The organism is Metabacillus malikii (assembly GCF_030813355.1).
Lineage (GTDB): Bacteria > Bacillota > Bacilli > Bacillales > Bacillaceae > Metabacillus > Metabacillus malikii.
The window spans coordinates 168,376-189,974 of record NZ_JAUSUD010000002.1; the positions used below are offsets into that span (position 1 = coordinate 168,376).

Annotated in this window: 17 protein-coding genes, 1 other RNA gene and 1 riboswitch; of the genes, 15 read left to right on the forward strand and 3 right to left on the reverse strand. The window is 36.4% G+C overall.

Annotation, left to right across the window (positions count from 1 at the left end; translation table 11 throughout):
- Positions 1 to 18: 18 nt before the first annotated feature.
- From J2S19_RS03040 to ssrS, 10 genes are all read left to right on the forward strand, one after another.
- Positions 19 to 861, forward strand: coding sequence for a carbohydrate ABC transporter permease (locus tag J2S19_RS03040; protein ID WP_307337021.1), 843 nt, complete (start codon positions 19 to 21; stop codon positions 859 to 861).
- 45 nt (positions 862 to 906) lie between these two features.
- Complete coding sequence (locus tag J2S19_RS03045; RefSeq protein WP_307337026.1) at positions 907 to 1,317, forward strand: hypothetical protein; 411 nt, start codon at positions 907 to 909, stop codon at positions 1,315 to 1,317.
- Between the two features lie 358 nt (positions 1,318 to 1,675).
- Positions 1,676 to 2,635, forward strand: a complete 960-nt coding sequence (locus J2S19_RS03050) for a glycoside hydrolase family 43 protein (RefSeq protein ID WP_307337029.1) — start codon at positions 1,676 to 1,678, stop codon at positions 2,633 to 2,635.
- A gap of 429 nt (positions 2,636 to 3,064) precedes the next feature.
- Positions 3,065 to 4,735 (forward strand): ribulokinase, encoded by a 1,671-nt coding sequence (gene araB, locus J2S19_RS03055; RefSeq protein WP_307337032.1) that lies wholly within the window; start codon positions 3,065 to 3,067, stop codon positions 4,733 to 4,735.
- A 55-nt stretch (positions 4,736 to 4,790) separates the two neighbouring features.
- Positions 4,791 to 5,492, forward strand: a complete 702-nt coding sequence (araD, locus tag J2S19_RS03060; protein ID WP_307337034.1) for an L-ribulose-5-phosphate 4-epimerase — start codon at positions 4,791 to 4,793, stop codon at positions 5,490 to 5,492.
- A gap of 40 nt (positions 5,493 to 5,532) precedes the next feature.
- Positions 5,533 to 7,017: an L-arabinose isomerase gene (gene araA / locus J2S19_RS03065; protein WP_307337036.1), complete on the forward strand. Its 1,485-nt coding sequence runs from the start codon at positions 5,533 to 5,535 to the stop codon at positions 7,015 to 7,017.
- Between the two features lie 161 nt (positions 7,018 to 7,178).
- On the forward strand, positions 7,179 to 8,666 hold the full coding sequence (locus J2S19_RS03070) for an alpha-N-arabinofuranosidase (RefSeq protein WP_307337039.1): 1,488 nt from the start codon (positions 7,179 to 7,181) through the stop codon (positions 8,664 to 8,666).
- Positions 8,667 to 8,686: 20 nt separating this feature from the next.
- The gene (locus tag J2S19_RS03075; protein WP_307337042.1) at positions 8,687 to 8,944 is read left to right on the forward strand and encodes a DUF6171 family protein; all 258 of its coding nucleotides are present in this window, start codon (positions 8,687 to 8,689) and stop codon (positions 8,942 to 8,944) included.
- 505 nt (positions 8,945 to 9,449) lie between these two features.
- Positions 9,450 to 10,403 (forward strand): arabinan endo-1,5-alpha-L-arabinosidase AbnA, encoded by a 954-nt coding sequence (abnA, locus tag J2S19_RS03080; RefSeq protein WP_370875043.1) that lies wholly within the window; start codon positions 9,450 to 9,452, stop codon positions 10,401 to 10,403.
- Positions 10,404 to 10,454: 51 nt separating this feature from the next.
- Positions 10,455 to 10,642: non-coding RNA, 6S RNA (ssrS, locus tag J2S19_RS03085), on the forward strand.
- 296 nt (positions 10,643 to 10,938) lie between these two features.
- On the opposite strand, the gene J2S19_RS03090 is transcribed toward ssrS, so the two are convergent.
- Together J2S19_RS03090 and J2S19_RS03095 are read right to left on the reverse strand one after the other, a co-directional pair.
- Positions 10,939 to 11,802: a YitT family protein gene (locus J2S19_RS03090; protein WP_307337048.1), complete on the reverse strand. Its 864-nt coding sequence runs from the start codon at positions 11,800 to 11,802 to the stop codon at positions 10,939 to 10,941.
- Between the two features lie 824 nt (positions 11,803 to 12,626).
- Positions 12,627 to 13,790 (reverse strand): ROK family transcriptional regulator, encoded by a 1,164-nt coding sequence (locus J2S19_RS03095; protein WP_307337051.1) that lies wholly within the window; start codon positions 13,788 to 13,790, stop codon positions 12,627 to 12,629.
- A 351-nt stretch (positions 13,791 to 14,141) separates the two neighbouring features.
- Between J2S19_RS03095 and J2S19_RS03100 the strand changes: the two genes are divergently transcribed.
- From J2S19_RS03100 to J2S19_RS03110, 3 genes are all read left to right on the forward strand, one after another.
- Positions 14,142 to 14,363: a hypothetical protein gene (locus tag J2S19_RS03100; RefSeq protein ID WP_307337054.1), complete on the forward strand. Its 222-nt coding sequence runs from the start codon at positions 14,142 to 14,144 to the stop codon at positions 14,361 to 14,363.
- A 277-nt stretch (positions 14,364 to 14,640) separates the two neighbouring features.
- Positions 14,641 to 16,140 carry a xylulokinase gene (xylB, locus tag J2S19_RS03105; RefSeq protein WP_307337057.1) on the forward strand — a complete coding sequence of 500 codons (1,500 nt, stop codon included), beginning with the start codon at positions 14,641 to 14,643 and terminating at the stop codon, positions 16,138 to 16,140.
- Between the two features lie 22 nt (positions 16,141 to 16,162).
- A complete protein-coding gene (locus J2S19_RS03110) occupies positions 16,163 to 17,155 on the forward strand; it encodes a Gfo/Idh/MocA family protein (protein WP_307337060.1) in 993 nt (330 codons plus the stop codon).
- Positions 17,156 to 17,265: 110 nt separating this feature from the next.
- Here the strand turns inward: J2S19_RS03110 and J2S19_RS03115 are convergent, their stop codons facing one another.
- Positions 17,266 to 18,123 (reverse strand): VanW family protein, encoded by an 858-nt coding sequence (locus tag J2S19_RS03115; protein ID WP_307337064.1) that lies wholly within the window; start codon positions 18,121 to 18,123, stop codon positions 17,266 to 17,268.
- 786 nt (positions 18,124 to 18,909) lie between these two features.
- Here J2S19_RS03115 and J2S19_RS03120 point away from each other — a divergent pair.
- Together J2S19_RS03120 and J2S19_RS03125 are read left to right on the forward strand one after the other, a co-directional pair.
- Positions 18,910 to 19,890 (forward strand): bile acid:sodium symporter family protein, encoded by a 981-nt coding sequence (locus tag J2S19_RS03120; protein ID WP_307337067.1) that lies wholly within the window; start codon positions 18,910 to 18,912, stop codon positions 19,888 to 19,890.
- Positions 19,891 to 20,058: 168 nt separating this feature from the next.
- Positions 20,059 to 20,161: riboswitch (TPP riboswitch) on the forward strand.
- A 169-nt stretch (positions 20,162 to 20,330) separates the two neighbouring features.
- Entirely contained in the window at positions 20,331 to 21,584 is a 1,254-nt protein-coding gene (locus tag J2S19_RS03125; protein ID WP_370875044.1) for an acetylornithine deacetylase, read from the forward strand.
- Positions 21,585 to 21,599: the final 15 nt, after the last annotated feature.

A 21,599-nucleotide genomic window follows, 5' to 3' on the forward strand; every position in this document is an offset into this window, starting at 1 on the left:
AAAGGTAGGTGTAATCGAATGAAAAAGGTAGATTTATCTAAGTATATCGCATATACGTTTTTAATCGCGGTTTGTTTAATATGGATTGTACCAGTTATATTTGGTATATCAACATCATTTCGTTCTCAAACTGAGGTTGTTTCCTCTGGCTTTAGGTTACTGCCCGTTAACTGGGTTGTCGAAAACTATGTTGCAATCCTAGAAAATTCATCAACTGCACCAATTTTACGTTGGTTAATGAACTCTTTATTTATTGCAACAATGCATACAATTTTAGTTATTGTCGTCATATCAATAACAGGCTATGGGTATTCACGTTTACAATTTAAAGGAAGAGATGCGTTATTTTTCACACTACTAGGTATCTCCTTCTTCCCAGCGGTAGTTAACTTAATTCCATCATATAAAATTATTGATGCACTAGGTTGGGTAAATACAGCATGGGCTATGATTATTCCAGGACTAGCTGGTATGGGGAATATTTTCTTAGTACGTCAGTTTATGAGAGGCATTCCGAAAGAACTAGATGAGTCCGCACGTGTAGATGGTGCAGGTGATTTTAGAATATACTATTCTGTTATTCTACCATTAATTAAACCTGTTTTAATCGTGTGTGGTTTGTTTTCATTTACAGGTTCTTGGAATGATTTCCTCTGGCCGGTAATTGTGTATACAGATGTAGATAAAATGCCGGTTACAGCAGGGTTACTTTTATTGCAGGATATTTATGGAAATTATCGAATGATTGGGCAATTAATGGGCTCAGCAATATTAGCGATAATTCCAACGCTATTATTGTTTATCTTTGCACAAAAATATTTTGTACAGTCAATCAATTTAAACTCTGGTATTAAGGGATAATTACTGTTTATGTAACAAAAAGAGGAAGTAAAGTGAGGAATGTGTATGACTAGGAAATTGGAAAGAAATTTGTTAATGGCAGGCTCGATTTGGAACGCAATTACTGCGTTATTGACTATATTTGCGTATTCACCATGGTTTCAAAAGGTTGGTGTAGATAAATTAAAACAAACAAACCCGGACACGATGCTAGTAGGTACGACGATGATTGATAGTGTGACAAAAGTTGTTGTAACGTTCGGTTTATTCATGTTTGTTGGCGCTATAGTAAATTTTGTTATTGCTAAAAATATGAAGGATCATGCGATTCAATATAAGATTGTTATCTGGATAGCGGCATGGGGTATCCTTCAATTAGTGACAATGGATGTAATCGGATTTGTCATCTTTTTAATTACATTTGTTATCTATTTAGCGAAAAACAAAGCAATAAAGCTTTCTGGAGTAGAAATTTAATAAGTTCTTTCTAGTTTATTTTCATATGATTCCTAAAAAACAATGCCCCATTAAATGGGGTGTTTTTTATTTTCTTGCTAATAGCATCGCTAATTTTAAGAGTTACAAGACCTTGGAGATAGCCATATTCAGTATTACTAAAGGCTTGTTCACTATGAAGGCCATTAAAATATACCTATATGTACGGACATTCCTCTAGGGTTCTTAGTATGAAAAAATGAATTAACGTGGTTATTAATTGACATGTATGAACAAGTTAGATATATTGAGTTTGTAAAATACATATTAATGGTATGTTATGAAACTATTATTCTACTATGGGACTAGTTTCAACATATATAGAATGGAGATGTAGAAAATGACTGAATATAACGTACAAAACCCATTAATCGAGCAACGTGCTGATCCGTTCATGTACAAACATACAGATGGCTACTATTATTTTACTGGCTCGGTGCCAGAATACGACCGCATCGCAATCCGTCGTGCAACAACGATTGCAGGTTTAGCTGAAGCAGAGGAAAAGACCATTTGGGTTAAGCATGAATCAGGAATGATGAGTGCAAACATTTGGGCTCCAGAACTTCATTTTATTGATGGAAAATGGTACGTCTATTTTGCCGCAGCACGTACATCGGAAACAAAAGATGGTTTATTTGACCACCGCATGTTCGTCCTAGAAAATGATTCAGCGAATCCGCTTGAAGGTGAATGGGTAGAAAAAGGCCAAGTGAAAACGAAATGGGAATCCTTTGCATTAGATGCGACATCATTTGAGCATAAAGGTGTACGCTACTATGTATGGGCCCAAAAAGATCCTGAAATTGAAGGGAATTCAAATCTATACATTTCAGAAATGGAAAACCCATGGACATTAAAAGGTGAACAAGTATGTATCACAACACCAGAATACGACTGGGAAAAAATCGGTTTTCTAGTGAATGAAGGTGCTGCTATTCTTAAGAAAAACGGCCGTATTTTTATGACCTATTCAGCAAGTGCTACAGATTATAACTATTGCATGGGCTTATTAACAGCAGATGAAGACAGTGATTTACTAGACCCGAAATCATGGGTGAAAACAACAGAGCCTGTCTTCACAACAAATGAAGAAAACAGCCAATACGGTCCAGGACATAATAGCTTCACAGTATCTGAGGACGGAACAATTGACCTCCTCGTTTACCATGCACGTAGCTACAAAGAAATTGAAGGCGATCCATTATACGATCCGAACCGTCATGCGCGTGTGCAAGCCATTACGTGGAACGAAGACGGCACACCAAATTTCGGTACACCAAGACCAGATACGAAGTAACTTTTAAACAAAGATGGTGACAACAGGGTCTGACCCCTCTATTCCAACTAACTTTATAAATATAAAGCTACATATCTCTTATATTAATTGATAACTTGTAGTTGAGGGGTCTGACTCGTTTTTAGAGTTGTTATTCGTTTTGAACATGATACATACATAATAGATAGCCAATTAATTTTGACATAAAACACAACTTGTAAGCATAAGTTTTGTTAGAAAGACTAGTTGTTGAAAAAACAGTAGATGTTTTTTAATTATTTAACAGATTTATATTGAAAAATATGAAATTGATGCTAAAATTAAATTAGGTTATACGTATAAGTTGTTAAAAAATTATTATTTGAGAAAATCATATTGATACAATTTATCTCCATAAAAACTTGTACGTATGATAAAGGGAAGTTGTTAGTGTGTATCTGGGGTGAACCTATGAAAAAATACTCAATCGGAGTAGATTATGGCACACAATCAGGTAGAGCTGTATTAGTAGAAGTCGGTACGGGTCGTGAAGTTGCTACGTCAGTTAAACCGTATACACATGGAGTTATAGTTGATTTTTTACCTGACGGTGTAACACAATTAGAGACTGATTGGGCTTTACAGCATCCTACTGATTATATGGAAGTACTTAAAATCACAATTCCTGATGTTCTTAGCAAAGCAAATGCTTCACCTGATGAAGTAATTGGAATCGGAATTGATTTCACAGCATCAACAGTTCTGCCAATTAAAGAAAACGGTACACCGTTATGTTTGTTGGAACGATATAAAAATAATCCACACGCTTACGTGAAGTTATGGAAACACCATGCTGCACAAAGTGAAACGAACATTCTTAATGAGGTAGCTCATCAGCGAGGGGAAAAATTCCTGCAAAGATATGGCGGGAAAATATCTTCTGAGTGGTTATTTCCGAAACTATGGCAAGTGTTAAATGAAGCACCTGAAATTTATCATGCAGCAGACAAATTCGTTGAGGCAACAGATTGGGTCATATTTCAATTGATTGGTGAGCTTAAAAGAAATAGTTGTACAACTGGCTATAAAGCAATGTGGCATAAACACGAAGGATATCCATCAAAGGATTTTTTTAAATCACTAGATAAGAAATTAGAACATGTTGTTGAAGAGAAGTTGGCTTCTGACGTTTATCCTATTGGGACTAAAGCAGGTGAACTAACAGAAAAGGCAGCAAAGCTAATTGGTTTAAATCCAAAAACAGCGGTTGCGATTGGTAATGTTGATGCACATGTTGCAGTACCTGCAGTTGGAATTACAGAGCCTGGTAAGCTTTTAATGATTATGGGGACTTCCACATGTCATATTGTTTTAGGTGAGGAAGAAAGAATAGTACCTGGTATGTGTGGAGTCGTTGAAGATGGTGTAATACCAGGATTGATGGGATATGAAGCAGGCCAGTCCTGCGTCGGTGACATGCTCGAATGGTTTACTGTAAATAACATCCCAGTAAATTATCACGAAGAAGCTAAAGATAAAAAAATCGATATCCATCAATTGCTCACTGAGAAAGCTTCAAAGCTTCGTGTTGGTGAAAGCGGTTTAATTGCGTTAGACTGGTGGAATGGTAATCGCTCTACACTAGTTGATGCAGACTTATCAGGATTACTTCTAGGGATGACGTTACAAACGAAGCCGGAAGAAATATACCGCACACTTATTGAAGCTACAGCATTTGGGACGCGAACGATTGTTGAAGCATTTAAAGGAAATGGTGTACCTATTAATGAAATATATGCATGTGGCGGTATTGCACATAAAAATTCATTCATGATGCAAATATATGCAGATGTTTTGAATATGGAAATTAGCATTTCTGCTTCAACACAAACACCTGCACTAGGGTCAGCAATGTTTGGTGCAGTTGCAGCTGGCAAAGAGTGTGGTGGATATGATGACATTAAACAAGCTGCTAAAGAAATGGCGCGCTTGAAAGATATTGTTTATCGACCAAATCGAGAAAATGTAGAAATTTATCAACAAATTTTCACTGAATATGCTCGCTTGTATGATTACTTTGGACGTGGTGCAAATGACGTCATGAAAAACTTAAAGCAAATCAAAAAGAAAACTCGATTTTAATAGTAAATTGGGCAAATATTGAATCTAATTGAAGATGAAAAGGGAGATACTTAGAATGCTTGAATCATTAAAACAGCAAGTGTTAGAAGCAAATCTGCTATTACCAAAATATCAAATGGTAACGTTTACTTGGGGAAATGTAAGTGGTATCGATCGCGAACATGGGCTTGTTGTCATTAAACCAAGTGGAGTTCCATATGATGAGTTGAAAGTAGAAGATTTAGTTGTTGTAAATTTAGATGGTGAGATAGTGGAGGGTGATTTAAGACCATCATCAGACACTGCTACACATCTAGCTTTATATAAGGCTTTTCCAAACTTAGGTGGGGTTGTCCATACACATTCACCATGGGCTACTAGCTGGGCACAGGCTGGCAGACCAATACCAGCATTAGGGACAACTCACGCAGATTATTACTATGGTGAAATACCATGTACTCGTCCATTAACTGAAGACGAGATCACTCGTGCATATGAATTAGAAACAGGGAATGTCATCATTGAGACATTCACAAATAGAAACCTTGACCCGGTTGCGATGCCTGGTGTTCTAGTATCTGGACATGCACCTTTCTGTTGGGGTAAGGATGCTATGCAAGCGGTACACAATGCCGTAGTTTTAGAGGAAGTTGCTAAAATGGCATTGCATACGTACCAACTAAATCCTAGCATTCAACCAATTGACCAGTTTTTACTTGATAAACATTATCTACGTAAACATGGTGCAAACGCGTACTATGGTCAATCAAACAAATAATTACAAAAAAAATTATTCATTATAAAATGGGGGAATTTCAATGTTAACAGTAAAACCATATGAATTTTGGTTCGTAACAGGTAGTCAGGATCTTTATGGAGAGGAAACAATCCGTGAAGTTGAAGCAAATTCACGAGTGATTACAGAAGGACTTGACCAAGATTCATCTGTTACTTATAAACTAGTATTTAAAACTGTACTTAAAGAAGCTGACTCAATTCGTCGTTTATGCTTAGAAGCGAACGCTGATGAAAATTGTGCAGGTATCATCACATGGATGCATACGTTCTCACCTGCTAAAATGTGGATTGCTGGATTATCGGCATTACAAAAACCAATGTTGCACCTTCACACACAATTTAATCGTGATATTCCTTGGGATAGTATTGATATGGATTTCATGAATACTAACCAATCTGCACACGGTGACCGTGAATTTGGTTTTATGGGTAGCAGATTAAATGTTAAACGTAAAGTAGTTGTTGGACATTGGGAAAACGCTGAAGTAAGACAAACAATTGGTAGCTGGATGCGTACAGCAGTTGCATTCTCAGAAAGCAAGCATTTAAAAGTGGCACGTTTTGGCGACAATATGCGTAACGTTGCAGTTACTGAAGGTGACAAAGTTGAAGCACAAATAAAACTTGGCTGGACTGTTGACGGATTTGGAATCGGTGATTTAGTTCAACGTGTAAACGATGTAACAGAAGAACAAGTTGATGAATTAATGAAAGAATATGCAGAACAGTATGACATCGTACCAGAAGGACAAGTAGATGGTCCAGTACGTGATTCGATTCGTTACCAAGCTAGAATTGAATTAGGAATGAAAGCTTTCTTAGAAGCTGGAAACTATACTGCATTTACGACAACATTCGAAGATCTACATGGGATGAAGCAATTACCAGGTCTTGCAGTACAACGATTAATGGCACAAGGCTATGGTTTTGCAGGTGAAGGTGACTGGAAAACAGCAGCACTACTTCGTCTTTCAAAAATAATTGCAAATAATGAAGATACTTCATTCATGGAAGATTACACATACCACTTTGAGCCAGGTAATGAATTAGTGCTTGGATCACATATGCTTGAAGTATGTCCGACAATTACTGCAACAAAACCAAAAATTGCAGTACATCCATTAGGTATCGGTGGTAAGGAAGATCCAGCTCGTTTAATATTCAATGGTAAGGGTGGAGCAGCATTAAATGCATCGATTATTGACATCGGACATCGTTTCCGCCTAATTGTTAACGAAGTAGATGCAGTTCAACCAGAAATTGATATGCCAAACCTTCCAGTAGCACGAGTACTTTGGACTCCACAACCTAACTTAAGTGAAGGTGCGGAAAACTGGATCGTTGCCGGTGGCGCACACCATACTGTTTTCTCTTATAAAGTAACAGTTGATCAATTAAGAGATTTTGCCGAGTTAGTTGGTATTGAATGTGTCGTTATCAATAATGATACAAACAAGCATGCCTTTAAAAATGAATTACGTTGGAATGACGTAGTTTATAAATAATTATAAAAAAAATGAGGTAGATGGATTTAGCAATGATTCAGTTGTTCTACCTCATTTTTTCTAATCTAGAAATGTAAGGGCTTTATTTATTTTGTTGGATTTCTTGTATAACGATTTTAGTAGTTTTCTATTTTAATATAAATCAAAGGTTGGGATGAGTAATGACAAATACTGTTGTTGTGAATGCAGATGTTGAAAAAGGAAAAATAAATAAAAATATTTATGGTCATTTTGCTGAACATTTAGGGCGTTGTATTTACGAAGGTATTTGGGTTGGAGAAGACTCAGCAATCCCTAATACAAAAGGAATTCGTAACGATGTATTAGAGGCATTAAAGCAAATAAATATCCCGGTGCTTCGTTGGCCTGGTGGTTGTTTTGCAGATGAATATCATTGGAAAGATGGGGTTGGACCAAGAGAAAATCGTAAACGTATGGTTAACACGCATTGGGGTGGCGTTGTAGAAAATAACCACTTTGGTACCCATGAATTCATGCTTCTTTGTGATTTATTAGGTTGTGAACCATACATATGCGGAAATGTCGGTAGTGGAACTGTTCAAGAAATGTCAGAGTGGGTTGAATATATGACGTTTGACGGTGAATCACCGATGGCAAATTGGAGACAAGAAAATGGCAGAGAAGATCCATGGAAATTAAAATACTTTGGTGTTGGCAACGAGAACTGGGGCTGTGGGGGCAATATGCGTCCAGAATACTATGCTGATCTTTATCGTCGTTATCAAACATATGTAAGAAACTATGGTGATAATAAACTATATAAAATTGCTGGTGGCGCAAATATCGATGATTATAACTGGACAGAAGTGTTAATGCGTGAAGCTGGTCATTTCATGGATGGCTTAAGCTTACACTACTATACGATACCTGGAGACTTCTGGTTAGGCAAAGGTGCTGCTACAGGATTCCCAGAAGATGAATGGTTCATCACTATGCAAAAGGCGTTGCATATGGATGAATTAATCACAAGACATGGTACGATAATGGATAAATACGACCCTGAAAAACGAATTGGTATGATCGTTGATGAATGGGGTACATGGTTTGATGTTGAGCCTGGTACGAACCCAGGGTTTTTATATCAGCAAAATACGATTCGTGATGCTTTAGTTGCTGCAATACATTTTCATATTTTCCAAGAGCATTGTGATCGTGTTCAAATGACGAATATCGCACAAACAGTTAATGTACTACAAGCAATGGTGTTAACTGAAGGTGAAAAGATGCTATTAACACCAACATACCATGTGTTTGATATGTATAAAGTACACCAAGATGCAACACTTTTAGCCGTCGATGTGAACGTAGGAAAGTATAAATACAATGACCAAGAAATCGATCAAGTAACAGTTTCTGCTTCAAAAGATAAAGATGGTAAAGTTCATATTAGTTTATGTAACATTGACCATAAAGAGGCAGCTTCATTATCAATTAATCTTCGTGGGCTTAAAGATACAAACGCAAATGTAACAGGAACTATTTTAACAGCAGATACAATGGATGCACATAATACTTTTGAAAATCCTGATGCTATTAAACCAGTTGCTTTCACTGAAGCTGCACTAGAAAATGAACAATTAAATGTAACGTTACCTCCAATGTCAGTGGTTATGTTAACGATTGAGTAAGGAAAAGGGCTGATAGTCTTATGACGACAAAAGTATGTAAAGGCTGTTCAAATAATGTCATCGTAAAACGTGACGAAATGAATCATATTCTTTCAAAAATAGATATAGATGACAATCAAATTGTTTCGGATGAGGAATATGCTAATCGGCTAAATACATGCAATAGTTGTGAGTCGTTCATGTATGGCTCAACGTGTGCGCATAGTGGCTGTCTCGTTGAATTTCGTGCGAAGTTTTCAAATAAGCTATGTCCTAGCCCGTCTGGTTCTAGATGGTAAATTTCGCTACTATGTTTCATACTGATTTTCGTACACTATGTTGATTGGAGCGGATGCACTTAAAATTTTTAATAGAGTAGTATGCATAGGAGAGTTATTATAGAAGCACTTCTCTATCGATCCCGGACCACCGTCGGAAGAAAAATGCATTCGTCTACCAATCAAGTTTCAGTTTTGACAGAGTCATATGAATGTATAAAGTAATGTGGTGTACATGTTAAATTGGTAACAGGAAATTAGAAATATAAAAGTATTTCATGATATATGGTTGTTCTCTCAGTTGTAATAAATGAGGGAACGCTGTATATCATTTTTAATGTCTGTTAATGTAAGCGTTTTCTACTAGGTGAAAGGAGGTGATGATAGGTTAATATAACTAGAAATACGGTTTATTTTACATTTCTATTAGAAATTTTGGTAGTTTTGTAGAAAAGTCAAACAATGTGAACCCGCAAGTAACAAATGAGCAATGGGTAAGACAAAAAGAGGAGGAATGACAATGAAAATGGTAAAACCATTTGTATGGGTAATGATTATTTTTCTAATGTTAGCTATTCCACAGCCAGCTAGTGGAGCTTTTTGGAATGTAACGGGTGAGAAGATGATTCACGACCCTTCGTTAATAAAGGAAGGGAATACATGGTATGTGTTTGGAACCGGTGAAGCTAATAAAAATGGAATTCGTGTGTTACGGTCAGATAATGGGACAAATTGGTATACGACTCCAGTGATTTTTCCTACAGCCCCGTCATGGTGGAAAACGTATGTACCTAATCATGAATCGAATCAATGGGCTCCAGATATACAATATTATAATGGTAGGTACTGGCTTTACTATTCAGTATCTAGTTTCGGGTCTAACAACTCGTTAATAGGTTTATTATCTACACATAGTATCTCATCAGGTCAATGGCGGGATGATGGTTTAGTTGTACGCTCTACATCTTCAAGTAATTTTAATGCAATTGATGGGGATTTAGTCATTGATAAAGATGGGAACCCATGGCTCTCATATGGGTCTTTTTGGAGTGGGATCAAATTAACTCGTTTAGATAAAAATACTATGAAGCCAACAGGATCAGTCTATTCAATTGCATCAAGACCAAATATACCAAATAATCCAATTGAGGCACCAAGTATCACATATCGAAACGGCTATTACTACCTATTTGTTTCATTTGATAGATGTTGTAACGGTGTTAATAGTACGTATAAAATTGCCTATGGTAGATCAAAAAATATTACTGGTCCGTATGTAGATAAAAATGGCGTAAGTATGATGAATGGCGGAGGGACAATTCTTGATGCAGGAAACGATGTTTGGAAGGGTCCGGGACATCAGGATGTATACAATAATAACATCATCATAAGACATGCTTACGATGCTACGAACAATGGAATGCCGACAATGTTAATAAATGATTTATATTGGGATTCTCAAGGATGGCCTTCCTATTAATGGATGTAGATTACCACTTGCATTATAGAAAAATTTTTAGTATTATAACACTACAAGCTGCGCTGTACGCAATCTTTATAAAGTTTTAACCTTTAAGCTGAAATAGGGAGTTTTATATTGAAGACGGAATATCATGCCTTCATTGCGTAGAGGACGATATGAAAGCTTCTGCAAACACCCACTTGTAGGAGTGGTGGTTTAAAACTCTATAATTATGATGCGGCAATCGCGGCACCCTATTTAAACGATAAACCCGTTTCTCTTTCTAGAGGATCGGGTTTTTATTGTTTTAAAATATTTATTTAGATTGTAGTAGTTTGACTGGAACTGAGTTTTGAAAATGCTGCTTTAGGAAAATTTTGCAGATAAATATTTAAGGATAAAAATTAGGCTGATTTCATAATTGTTTGGTAAACGTAGGGGGGAATCGAATTATCGGAAATAGATTTAACGAAAAAACAAGAGGTGACTCAAATGAGAGCATTAATACTTTGGGTTTTGAGTCACATAACTATATTTCATAAATCCTTTACTTTTAGTGAATCGCTGATTTAAATCGTCCGCCATGTGACTCCTGTGTATCCATTATCGTAGTAAAAGCTTTTCCGTCAATTTCGGATACGATAGATTTTAATTTAGCAACCTCTAAGCGTGTCACAACAACGTAAATAACCTCTTTGTCCATATCATGGTAACCACCTTTACCATATAGCTTCGTTACTCCACGCCCGAGACGTTGTGTGATAGCATCAGCAAGCTCATCATATTCATCTGAAACGATTATAGCGGCTTTTGTTTCATCGAGACCTTGGATTACTGCATCAATCGTTTTTGCGGCAATATAGTACGTGAGAATCGAATACATTGCTTGTTCCCACCCTAAAACAAATCCTGCCCAGCCAAAAACAAATACGTTAAAAATCATAACAAATTCTCCAACTGAAAAGGGTATACGCTTTGATAATAATATACCTAATATTTCAGTACCATCTAATGCTCCCCCATTTCGGATAACAAGTCCAACACCTGCGCCTAACAACAAACCGCCGAATACAGTAGCGAGTAACGGCTCTTTCGTGAATGCAGCAAAATGATGTAAGTTGGATTCAATAACTGCTAATAAGATAATGCTGAAAATTGAGGAGATAAAGAAGTTTTTTCCGATATTTTTATAGCCTGCATATAGAAATGGTATATTAATGATTAATACGAGTATACCGAAGCTAATATCAGTTAAATAATTTATTAATAATGAAATTCCGATTATTCCACCGTCAATAATTGAGTTTGGAACTAAAAATAATTCAATTGCTGCAGCTGCAAGTGTTGCACCGACCATCATCAAAATGTAACGCATCATCAAATGTGACTTGCTTTCATGTTTATGTTGTTTCCCCATATAGTAACACCTTTCTAATATAATCTTGATTCAAAAATGAAATGGATTAAGATGGATTTTTTATTCATGCAAATGCAAGTATAAGCGAAGAAAGATAGAAGGATGATTGGACACCATTTATATTATATTCCTTTATCCATTTATTGTCTATTTTAGATAGTTAGCGGTGGTGTAGCACTTTTTCCTAATGAATACAGCGATTCATGACAAAGTTAGAGTAGATTTAATTTTTCAATTAATTAGGCAATTTTCGTAAACATTATTGCTTTTAACTGAGTTGTCGTTTAGGCTTTGTCTCTTGCAGTACTCACGGGCAGCGGGGTGGGTGGTGAGCATCATAGCTCCGGCAGCACGAACAAGCAAACTTCAGGTCATCTCCCTACAATAAGTCATCTTCGATTCGCCATACGGCTCATCGTGATTCCTTTGGTCTTAGTCGATGCCCGTCTCTAGTTTGTACGTCGATGGGCAATCCGCCTACGCTTTTCGTTCTCCTCAGCGTAAACGCTTGCTCACGTCTCATTTCTCCCACGCATCCCGCAGGAGTCTCTCAGGTCAGCTCCAACAAACCCTTAAAAAGGTTAGTGCAAAAAGCCACAATCTTTTAGAAAACAGCCATTAATTAAGAGTGGAAAATAGATGAATAATAGAAGTGAAGATAGATGAGGCTTAGCTAATATTTAAGTAATAAAGGTGACTTATTGATGCCTGTCTCTCCAACAATCACCGATAGAAATGTGATAGATTTAATCTATAGTGTGTGGAGGACTGGCTCTTAGGTATTGAGTCACCTCTATTTGTGTATTTATTGAATTTTAGATGTACTAACCTTCATTTATTTCATTTTGAAGGAATTCTTCGAATGCAAAGGCTGCAACTCCTAATGCTGCAGAATGCGTTAAATGTTCAGAAAAGTTAATTTGTAAGTTTTTTTGTTGAAAGGCAAGTGCATGTGATTGTACGATTTGTTGAAGCGGTTCTTCAATCCAGTTTTTCGCAGTTGCTAGGCGATTACCGATAATGATTTGTTCTGGGTTAAAAGTATTTATAATATTATTTATTCCGTAACCTAAATACATTCCGATTTCCCGAAACAGTTCAATTGCTTTATCATCATTGCGCTTAGCTTGAGTGATAATCGATTCTAAAGATGGATTGTTTATATCTTTTGCTTTATCGATGAGAGCATGCTCAGAAGCGTAAACCTCCCAGCAACCTTTACTGCCACAACTGCAAGGAGAACCATCAATTTGAATGACCATATGTCCCATTTCTCCGGAAAAACCGTTCAGACCTTGGTAAAGTTGGTTATTTAATATTAAACCGACACCGATCCCTATTCCGACACTTACATAAATGATATCTTTATAATTTTTACCAATTCCAAATTGTTTCTCTCCATATGCACCTGCATTAGCCTCGTTTTCTACATAAACAGGGATGCGAAATTCTTCTTCAAGCGGCTGTTTAATCTCACAATTTTTCCAACCTAAGTTTGGTGCTAATAATATATTTCCTTGTTTGCTGACAATACCCGGAATCCCAATTCCAATCCCTACTACGCCGTATGGGCTATCAGGTAAACGCTTAATAAGTTTCGAAATGATTGACTTTACATGTTCTAATACATTTGAAAAGATCGTGTCTTTAATATGAAGTTTTTGCTCACTGATAATTGTACCTTTTAAATCAGTTGCTACCCCTAAAATATAGTTAACACCAATGTCAATCCCAATTGAATAGCCAGCTAAATTTTGATAATGAAGCAGTAACGGACGGCGACCACCGCTTGACTCTCCGGGACCAGATTCATATATTAACTTTTTTTCCAATAGTTCATTTACTAGAGAAGATACTGTTGCTTTATTAAGACCTGAGACTTGTGCAATATCAGCTCTAGAGATTGGTTCTTTTTCGATGATTGTTTGAAAAACAAGGGAAGTATTGTTTTTCTTCACTACCTGTTGGTTCCATGTTATTCTTTCCAAAAAAATTCACCCATTTTCTTTAGCTTATAAATCATGTAGATAATTCTCATTATTTTTATTTTCTTTAGTGGTTGTTATTTTACCTTCTGTTAACAAATGTGACTGTTAAATTAGCTAGATTCATTCTCTTGCCGAAACAGTATGTGCTGCTTGAGTACTAATGCATAATGAAATAAGTAGGTCATTCCTTAAGTAATAATTATATTAATTACCTCATATTTGATTAATACTACTAAATTACCATGACCAAGAAAAGATAGAAAGAAGTTTCTCCTGATATCTTAAATTATAAACTTTGTTTAATGGATAGACAAACATTTTTCCCGGTGCTATAATTTTTATAACGTTTACATGATTCCTATTTTAGGCTCATTTCTAAAAGATTGTGGTTTATGTACGAGCTTTATTAAGGGTTTGTGGGAGCTGATTGCAAGATTCCTACAGGATGCGTGGAAGGGGAAAAGCGTAGGCAACTTGCCCATCGACGTACAAACTGAAGGGGCATCGACTAAGACCAAGGAATCAATGATGAATTATCGTATGGGAGATGACCTGAAGTTTGATATCGGGTAGCCTCCGGAGCTATGAGGTTCACCACCTTCGTAGCGGAAAGAAAGTACCCGCTACCCTAAGCGATAACTAAGTATATAGCAACAATTCTTACGAAAAACAGTCTTATTTTATGAAGTAGATTGTGTAGATATAGTTTTTTCGTTTAAATAAAATGTCTCATTAGTTGTCTCTTTTTAATAGGTTGTCATGTATTCACAAATACTAAAACAGATTAGATTGATGAACCATTCATGACCAGTTCAAAAACACTTTTAATATAAGATTGGAGAGTATAAAAATGAAATATGTCATTGGTGTAGATTTAGGTACAAGTGCAGTAAAACTAATATTAATTAATCAAGAAGGCTCGATAGTTGAAGAAGTATCAAAATCATATCCACTTATTCAAGAAAAATCAGGTTATAGTGAACAAGAGCCAGAACAATGGGTAGAAAAAACACAATCTGGGCTAGCTGAATTAGTTGCAAAATTTAATGGTAACGTAGAGGATATCGAAGGTATTAGTTTCTCAGGACAGATGCATGGTCTTGTCTTATTAGATAAAGAAAACAACGTATTGCGGAATGCAATTCTTTGGAACGATGTTCGGACAACACCACAATGTCAGGAAATTTATGATGTAGTCGGTAAAGAGAAATTATTAGAAATCACTAAAAATCCTGCTTTAGAAGGATTTACTTTACCTAAAATTTTATGGGTAAAGGAAAATGAACAAGAGCTATTTGAAAAAGCAGCAGTATTTATGCTTCCAAAAGATTATTTACGATTCCGAATGACTGGACAAATACATGCTGAATATTCTGATGCAGCTGGAACACTTTTATTGAATGTAGGAGAGAAAACTTGGAGTAATGAAATTTGCCAACTATTCAATCTTCCTGAAACGTTATGTCCTCCACTTGTAGAATCACATGATTTTGTTGGCACAATTACTGATGAATTTGCTGCATCTACTGGATTATCTAATAAAACAAAAGTTTTTGCTGGTGGTGCTGATAATGCCTGTGGTGCAATTGGTGCAGGCATTCTTTCAGAAGGCACAACGTTATGTAGTGTAGGTACATCAGGTGTTGTTTTATCTTATGAAGAACGAAATGACCGTGACTTTGCAGGTAAGGTTCATTACTTCAATCATGGCAAAGAGAATGCTTTTTACACAATGGGTGTTACACTTGCAGCAGGCTATAGTTTAAGCTGGTTTAAGGAAGTGTTTGCAGAACATGAATCGTTTGAGGCTTTATTAGATGGTATTGAAAATGTACCAGTTGGATCAAATGGCTTATTGTTTACACCATACTTAGTAGGTGAAAGAACACCATATGCAGATCCAAAAATACGTGGCAGCTTTATAGGAATGGAAGGATCACATACGAAAAAGGATTTCGCACGTGCAGTGTTGGAAGGAATTACTTTCTCATTAAATGAATCAATTGAAATATTCCGTGAGAGTGGTAAAACGATTGATTCAATTACATCCATTGGTGGCGGAGCAAAAAATGAAACATGGTTACAAATTCAAGCTGATATCTTTAATGCGAAAATTATCAAATTAAAAAGTGAGCAAGGTCCAGGAATTGGTGCGGCTATTCTTGCTGCATATGGTGCTGGATGGTCAACATCACTTCAAGAGATCGCAAATCTTTTTGTAGAACCTGCTAAAGTATACGAACCTATTGCAGAAAATGTTGAGAAATATAAAGAGATTTTCTCACTTTATAAAAAAGTTTATGTTCAAACAAAGGAATTAAATGAAGAATTGTCGAAATTTAGAAGGTAGTTAATTATAAGGGGGTTGGCCGATGTCTGTAGTTCGTTGGGGAATATTAAGTACAGCCAGAATCGGAAGAGAGCAAGTAATACCTGCTATTAACCGTTCAAAGCTGGCTGAGGTAGCTGCTATTGCAAGCGGGAGAGAAACTGTTAAAGAGGTAGCTGCTGAATTGAATATCCCAAAAACTTACTCAACTTATGAGGAGCTTTTAGCAGATCCCGAAATCGATGCAGTCTATATACCTCTACCAAATCATTTGCATAAGCAGTGGGTCATTGAGGCTGCAAAGCATGGGAAGCATGTCCTTTGTGAAAAGCCTGCAACTTTAGATTCGGACGATACGGCTGAAATGACAGCCATCTGTCGACAAAATGATGTGAAGTTTATGGAAGCATTTATGTATCAGTTTCATCCGATGAATCAACGTGTAAAAGAGATTATTGCAAGTGGTGAAATAGGTGATATTAAGATTGTACGCTCGAGCTTTTCTTTCTATTTGAGTGACCGTGAAACAAACATTCGAATGAAAAAAGAAATGGGGGGCGGAGCTTTATATGATATTGGCTGCTATTGCATTCATGCAATTCGCACAGTAACAGGTTCAGAGCCTGAGCGATTAAAAGCAAGTGCGAATATTTGTCCAGAGTCTGGTGTTGATTTAACAACGACAGTACAGATGACGTTGGAAAATGGTATCCAGGCTATCTTCGATTGCAGCTTTGATATGTATGGTGGTCAATTTTATGAGGTTGTCGGTACGAAAGGGAAAATACGAGTTCCGTATGCATTTCGTCCGGATCAGCACGGAAATGGTGAAGGAATTGTCATCATTGAATCAAATCACGAGGAACGCACAGAAACGTTTCCAGCTGATATTTATGTATTAGAAATAGACCATTTATCTGGCGCAATTATCGAGGACAAAGATCCGATTTATACTGGTGAACAAGCTGTTCTAAACATGCGTGTCATTGAAGCATGTTTAGAAGCAATAGAGTCCGGTAAAGAAGTAGTTCTATAAATGAAGAAAAAGGATGACTAAGTTAGGCTCCAAAATTCACGATATGAATGTTTTTGGTTGGAGCAAATACTACCAGTCATCCTTTTTTGTTTACTCGATATATGTTTTGTTTATTCTCCAACTTGTAGTAAATCGGAAGAGAAAACTTCAATTAACAGTTGCCCCTTTTTTACTGTGGAACGAATTAATAAAGGATATTGATAATTGTTTTTAAAAGAAAAGTCTGGTCCATACCAGCTTACAGTTGCATCACGCTTTGGTGGTACATAATGAACTTGTTTACTGTGTGAATAACGTTCGAGAATTTTCGCTCCAGCATAGTCTACTGCATTGAACAAAGTCGATGAAACTTGACAAATCCCTCCACCAATTCCCTCAGTTAATTCTCCCTTTACAATAACAGGAGCTGGTAAGTAACCTTTATCAGTAGTCCTCTGCCCAACTACTTCATTAAATGAAAATCTTTCACCGGGAAATAACACGTAATTATTTATTGCATTTGACGCTAATAATATATTTTGTGTTCGCGTTTTATTATGTGGATTAAAATATGTTTTGTACTCTCCAATCTTCTTTTGTTTTATTGATTCAAGTAATTCACTGCTTACATTTGGATAAAGTGTTTGTAGTGGTATTTCAAGATCAGCTTGTTTATCTGAATAATAGAGTGCAATTAATTTTTCTTTAAAACGTGTTCTATTTAGTTTATATCCGTTTTTCCCACTTACTATTTGATGATGCTCATCCAAGATTGCATTTTTAGGAAGTTTATAAACTTTTGATTCTATATCAGTGGCCAGTTTCTCAAGCTTGCTTTCATCTAGGAACGACGGATCAATTGATGATAACGAAAGCTCAGAACGCGTTATAGTTTGTATATCCTCACCCTTGTTGGTCAAAGTAATCTCTTGGGACATGAATTGCTGCGGATGAATGAATAATAATAGTGAAAAAATGATTGAATACATATACTCCACCTCATGTATAGTATTGGTAACAATAAAATAAACATGAAAGTGAAATAATGGTAGTTTTTTTAAAACGAATTGACCAAGATATATTGAGGTAGTCACTACTTATTTGAATGAGAAATGGCAAATCGAGTAGGCTAGTAATGATATAATAATAATATTAACAAGTTGGGTATCATCTGTTATAAAGTAAGGTACAGTTAACGATTTTTATTGGCTGTTTTCGCAAACATTGTTGCTTCTTACTTAGTTGTATTTTTGGGTTGGTCTCCTCTTGCAGTACTCGCTTTCCGCGGGGTGGGTGCTGAGCCTACTAGCTCCTTGCGGCACGAACAAGCAAACTTCAGTTCATCTCCCTACGATAAGTCATCATCGATTCGCCGTTCGGCTCATCGTGATTCCTTTGGTCTTAGTCGATGCCCATCTCTAGTTTGTACGTCGATGGGCAAGCCGCCTACGCATTTCGTTCTCCTCGGAGTAATCTCCTGCAAAAGTCTCACATCTCCCACGCATCCCGCAGGAGTCTCTCAGGTCAGCTCCAACCAACCCTTCATAAAGTCATTGCGAAAAGCAACAATCTTTTGAAATAAGATAAACAGTTACAGTACGATGGCTTTTATTATTTTGTTACTTCTTTATTACAAGCTTTTTATAATCGCTAAAATGTTAACAATTAGCTGTTTAACTGTTAACTTTAAATTAATTTCAACCTATATTCTTCAATTGAATACAATACGTGTGATTTTGAAGTTAACCAGTTGGACATGAATAGGAGAATAAACGATGTTGCAACGATTAAATAAACAACTTGAGAAATTTATGCCATTGATTACACCTACAAGTGTCATTATTGGTGTGTTGTTTGCACATTATTTTACAGAACTCTCATTTTTAATTTCTTGGATATTTGCATTTATCACTTTTTCTGGAAGTTTAAATTCAAGCTTTTCCTCATTAAAAAACGCACTAAAAAGTCCGCTCCCTTTACTTCTAGTATTCCTTTTATTACATATAATCATGCCAAGTATTGCATGGTTAATGGGGCATCTATTATTCCAGGATGATCAATTAACGGTGACTGGGTTCGTATTAGCTTCAGTTATTCCAACTGGAATTACAAGTTTTTTATGGGTAACAATGTACAAAGGGAATATAGGTTTAGGTTTAGCGATTATACTATTCGATACGCTACTCTCTCCCTTTTTAGTACCCCACACACTTGCCGTGTATGTAGGCCAGAATGTAGAAATAGATACAATTTCAATGATGAATGGTTTGCTATGGATGGTTGTTATTCCTTCACTTTTTGGTATGCTCATGAATCAATTAACAAAAGGGAAGAGTAAAATTGTTGGCACTACATTAGCACCGTTTTCAAAGCTGGGTCTTGGTTTCGTAGTGATGATTAATGGAGCTGTTGTAGCACCGTATCTTGTAAATATTTCTAACAAATTAATTATCATTGCAGTGATTGTATTTATTCTTGCTTTTATTGGATATTTGTTAGCTTGGCTTTTCGGTATCTTTTTTAAACAAGACCGTGATTCGATTGTTGTCATGATTTTTACTGGTGGTATGCGCAATATAAGTGCAGGAGCAGTCATTGCTGTTCAATATTTCCCAGCAGCTGTCGCTGTACCAGTAATAATCGGAATGTTATTCCAACAAATACTTGCTTCGATTTTTGGAGCACTTTTTAAACGATTTGAGACAAGAACATTTCGAAATTCACAATTACGTCATGAAAGTAAACATGTTTCATAAAAGAAGTCTCTGAAAGGGAGTCATCTAGTCTATCTAGTCATTCTAATAAATGATGATAGAATAATTGATTGTTAATATTATGTTGCCAAATATAGAAGAATGTGTTAATAATATGATTAATTAGTTATTCGATTTTTTAAAAATGTTTTTGTTAATAATTTAATAGATTTTTCACCCTAGGGGAGCTTGTAGAAGCTGAGAGAGACAGTGGTCTTGACCCTTATTACCTGATCTAGATAATACTAGCGTAGGGAAGAGGTGTTTTGAATAGACAATGAAAGCTCCTTTTGCGTGTTTAGTAATGTTCGTTGTCAATATTAAGATTCAAACCACTTCTTCTTACGAGAGGAAGTGGTTTTTTATGTTTAGAGATAATCCAAGTGTAATAGCTGAACTTTTATATAAAGGAGGAGAAGATAGTGACTGATATCGGTAAGATAATGAACGAAGTCGATAGTAGGCAGGATGAATTAGTTTCCTTATTAATGAAACTAATTCGTTATGAGACTCCAGCACCACCTGCGCGAAATACGTGTGAAGCACAGCGATTTGTTGCAGACTTTTTACAGCAACGTGGATTTTCTATCGATATGTGGGATGTATATCCGAATGACCCAAATGTCGTAGGAGTTCTAAAGGGAACAGATAGTGAGCATTACCAAAGCTTAATCATTAATGGTCATATCGATGTCGCTGAAGTCGGTGCTGATGAATGCTGGGAAACTGACCCGTTTAAACCTATTGTGAAAGACAAGTCAGTAATCGGGCGCGGGGCAGCAGATATGAAAGGCGGGTTAGCTGGGGCAATGTTTGCAATCCAATTATTACATGAAGCAAAAATAGCATTGCCAGGTGATTTAATCTTTCAATCAGTAATTGGTGAAGAGGTTGGTGAAGCAGGTACATTAGAGTGTTGTAATCGAGGTTATAAAGCAGATTTTGCGATTGTTGTTGATACGAGTGATTTACATATACAAGGTCAAGGTGGCGTAATTACAGGCTGGATAACTGTAAAAAGTCCAGAAACATATCATGATGCAACAAGAAGAAACATGATACATGCTGGTGGAAAGATGTATGCTGCAAGTGCTATTGAAAAAATGACCAAAATTATACACGGTTTACAAGAGTTAGAGAATCATTGGGCAATTATGAAAAGCTACCCTGGAATGGAGCCGGGTTCTAATACCATAAATCCAGCCGTTATTGAGGGTGGTAGACATGCAGCGTTCATTGCTGATGAATGTAAATTATGGATAACGGTTCATTACTATCCAAATGAAACCTATGAACAAGTCATCAAGGAGATTGAGGATCATATTTTACAAGTTGCAAAAGCGGATCCGTGGTTAAAAAAGTATCCACCACATTTTAAATGGGGTGGGAAATCAATGATTATTGACCGAGGTGAGATATTTCCATCATTGGAAGTGAATCCGGATTACCCAGGTGTTAAACAGCTGAAAAAATCACATCAATTCGTGATAAGTGAAGCACCTATCGTCGATGTTTCACCAACTGTAACAGATGGAGGATGGCTTGGAAATGCAGGTATTCCAACCGTCATCTACGGACCAGGTAAATTACAGCATGCACATGCAGTCAATGAGCAAATTTCAATAGAACAATTAGTCAATTATACAAAAGTGCTCATGACATTTATCTATGAATGGTGTCATACAGAAACAAACTAAAATTACATTAAGAGG

Coding starts and splice junctions, on each gene's coding strand:
- J2S19_RS03040 (WP_307337021.1), top strand. CDS start 19: ATGAAAAAGGTAGATTTATCTAAGTATATCGCATATACGTTTTTAATC.
- J2S19_RS03045 (WP_307337026.1), top strand. CDS start 907: ATGACTAGGAAATTGGAAAGAAATTTGTTAATGGCAGGCTCGATTTGG.
- J2S19_RS03050 (WP_307337029.1), top strand. CDS start 1,676: ATGACTGAATATAACGTACAAAACCCATTAATCGAGCAACGTGCTGAT.
- araB (WP_307337032.1), top strand. CDS start 3,065: ATGAAAAAATACTCAATCGGAGTAGATTATGGCACACAATCAGGTAGA.
- araD (WP_307337034.1), top strand. CDS start 4,791: ATGCTTGAATCATTAAAACAGCAAGTGTTAGAAGCAAATCTGCTATTA.
- araA (WP_307337036.1), top strand. CDS start 5,533: ATGTTAACAGTAAAACCATATGAATTTTGGTTCGTAACAGGTAGTCAG.
- J2S19_RS03070 (WP_307337039.1), top strand. CDS start 7,179: ATGACAAATACTGTTGTTGTGAATGCAGATGTTGAAAAAGGAAAAATA.
- J2S19_RS03075 (WP_307337042.1), top strand. CDS start 8,687: ATGACGACAAAAGTATGTAAAGGCTGTTCAAATAATGTCATCGTAAAA.
- abnA (WP_370875043.1), top strand. CDS start 9,450: ATGGTAAAACCATTTGTATGGGTAATGATTATTTTTCTAATGTTAGCT.
- J2S19_RS03090 (WP_307337048.1), bottom strand. CDS start 11,802: ATGGGGAAACAACATAAACATGAAAGCAAGTCACATTTGATGATGCGT.
- J2S19_RS03100 (WP_307337054.1), top strand. CDS start 14,142: ATGATTCCTATTTTAGGCTCATTTCTAAAAGATTGTGGTTTATGTACG.
- xylB (WP_307337057.1), top strand. CDS start 14,641: ATGAAATATGTCATTGGTGTAGATTTAGGTACAAGTGCAGTAAAACTA.
- J2S19_RS03110 (WP_307337060.1), top strand. CDS start 16,163: ATGTCTGTAGTTCGTTGGGGAATATTAAGTACAGCCAGAATCGGAAGA.
- J2S19_RS03115 (WP_307337064.1), bottom strand. CDS start 18,123: ATGTATTCAATCATTTTTTCACTATTATTATTCATTCATCCGCAGCAA.
- J2S19_RS03120 (WP_307337067.1), top strand. CDS start 18,910: ATGTTGCAACGATTAAATAAACAACTTGAGAAATTTATGCCATTGATT.
- J2S19_RS03125 (WP_370875044.1), top strand. CDS start 20,331: ATGAACGAAGTCGATAGTAGGCAGGATGAATTAGTTTCCTTATTAATG.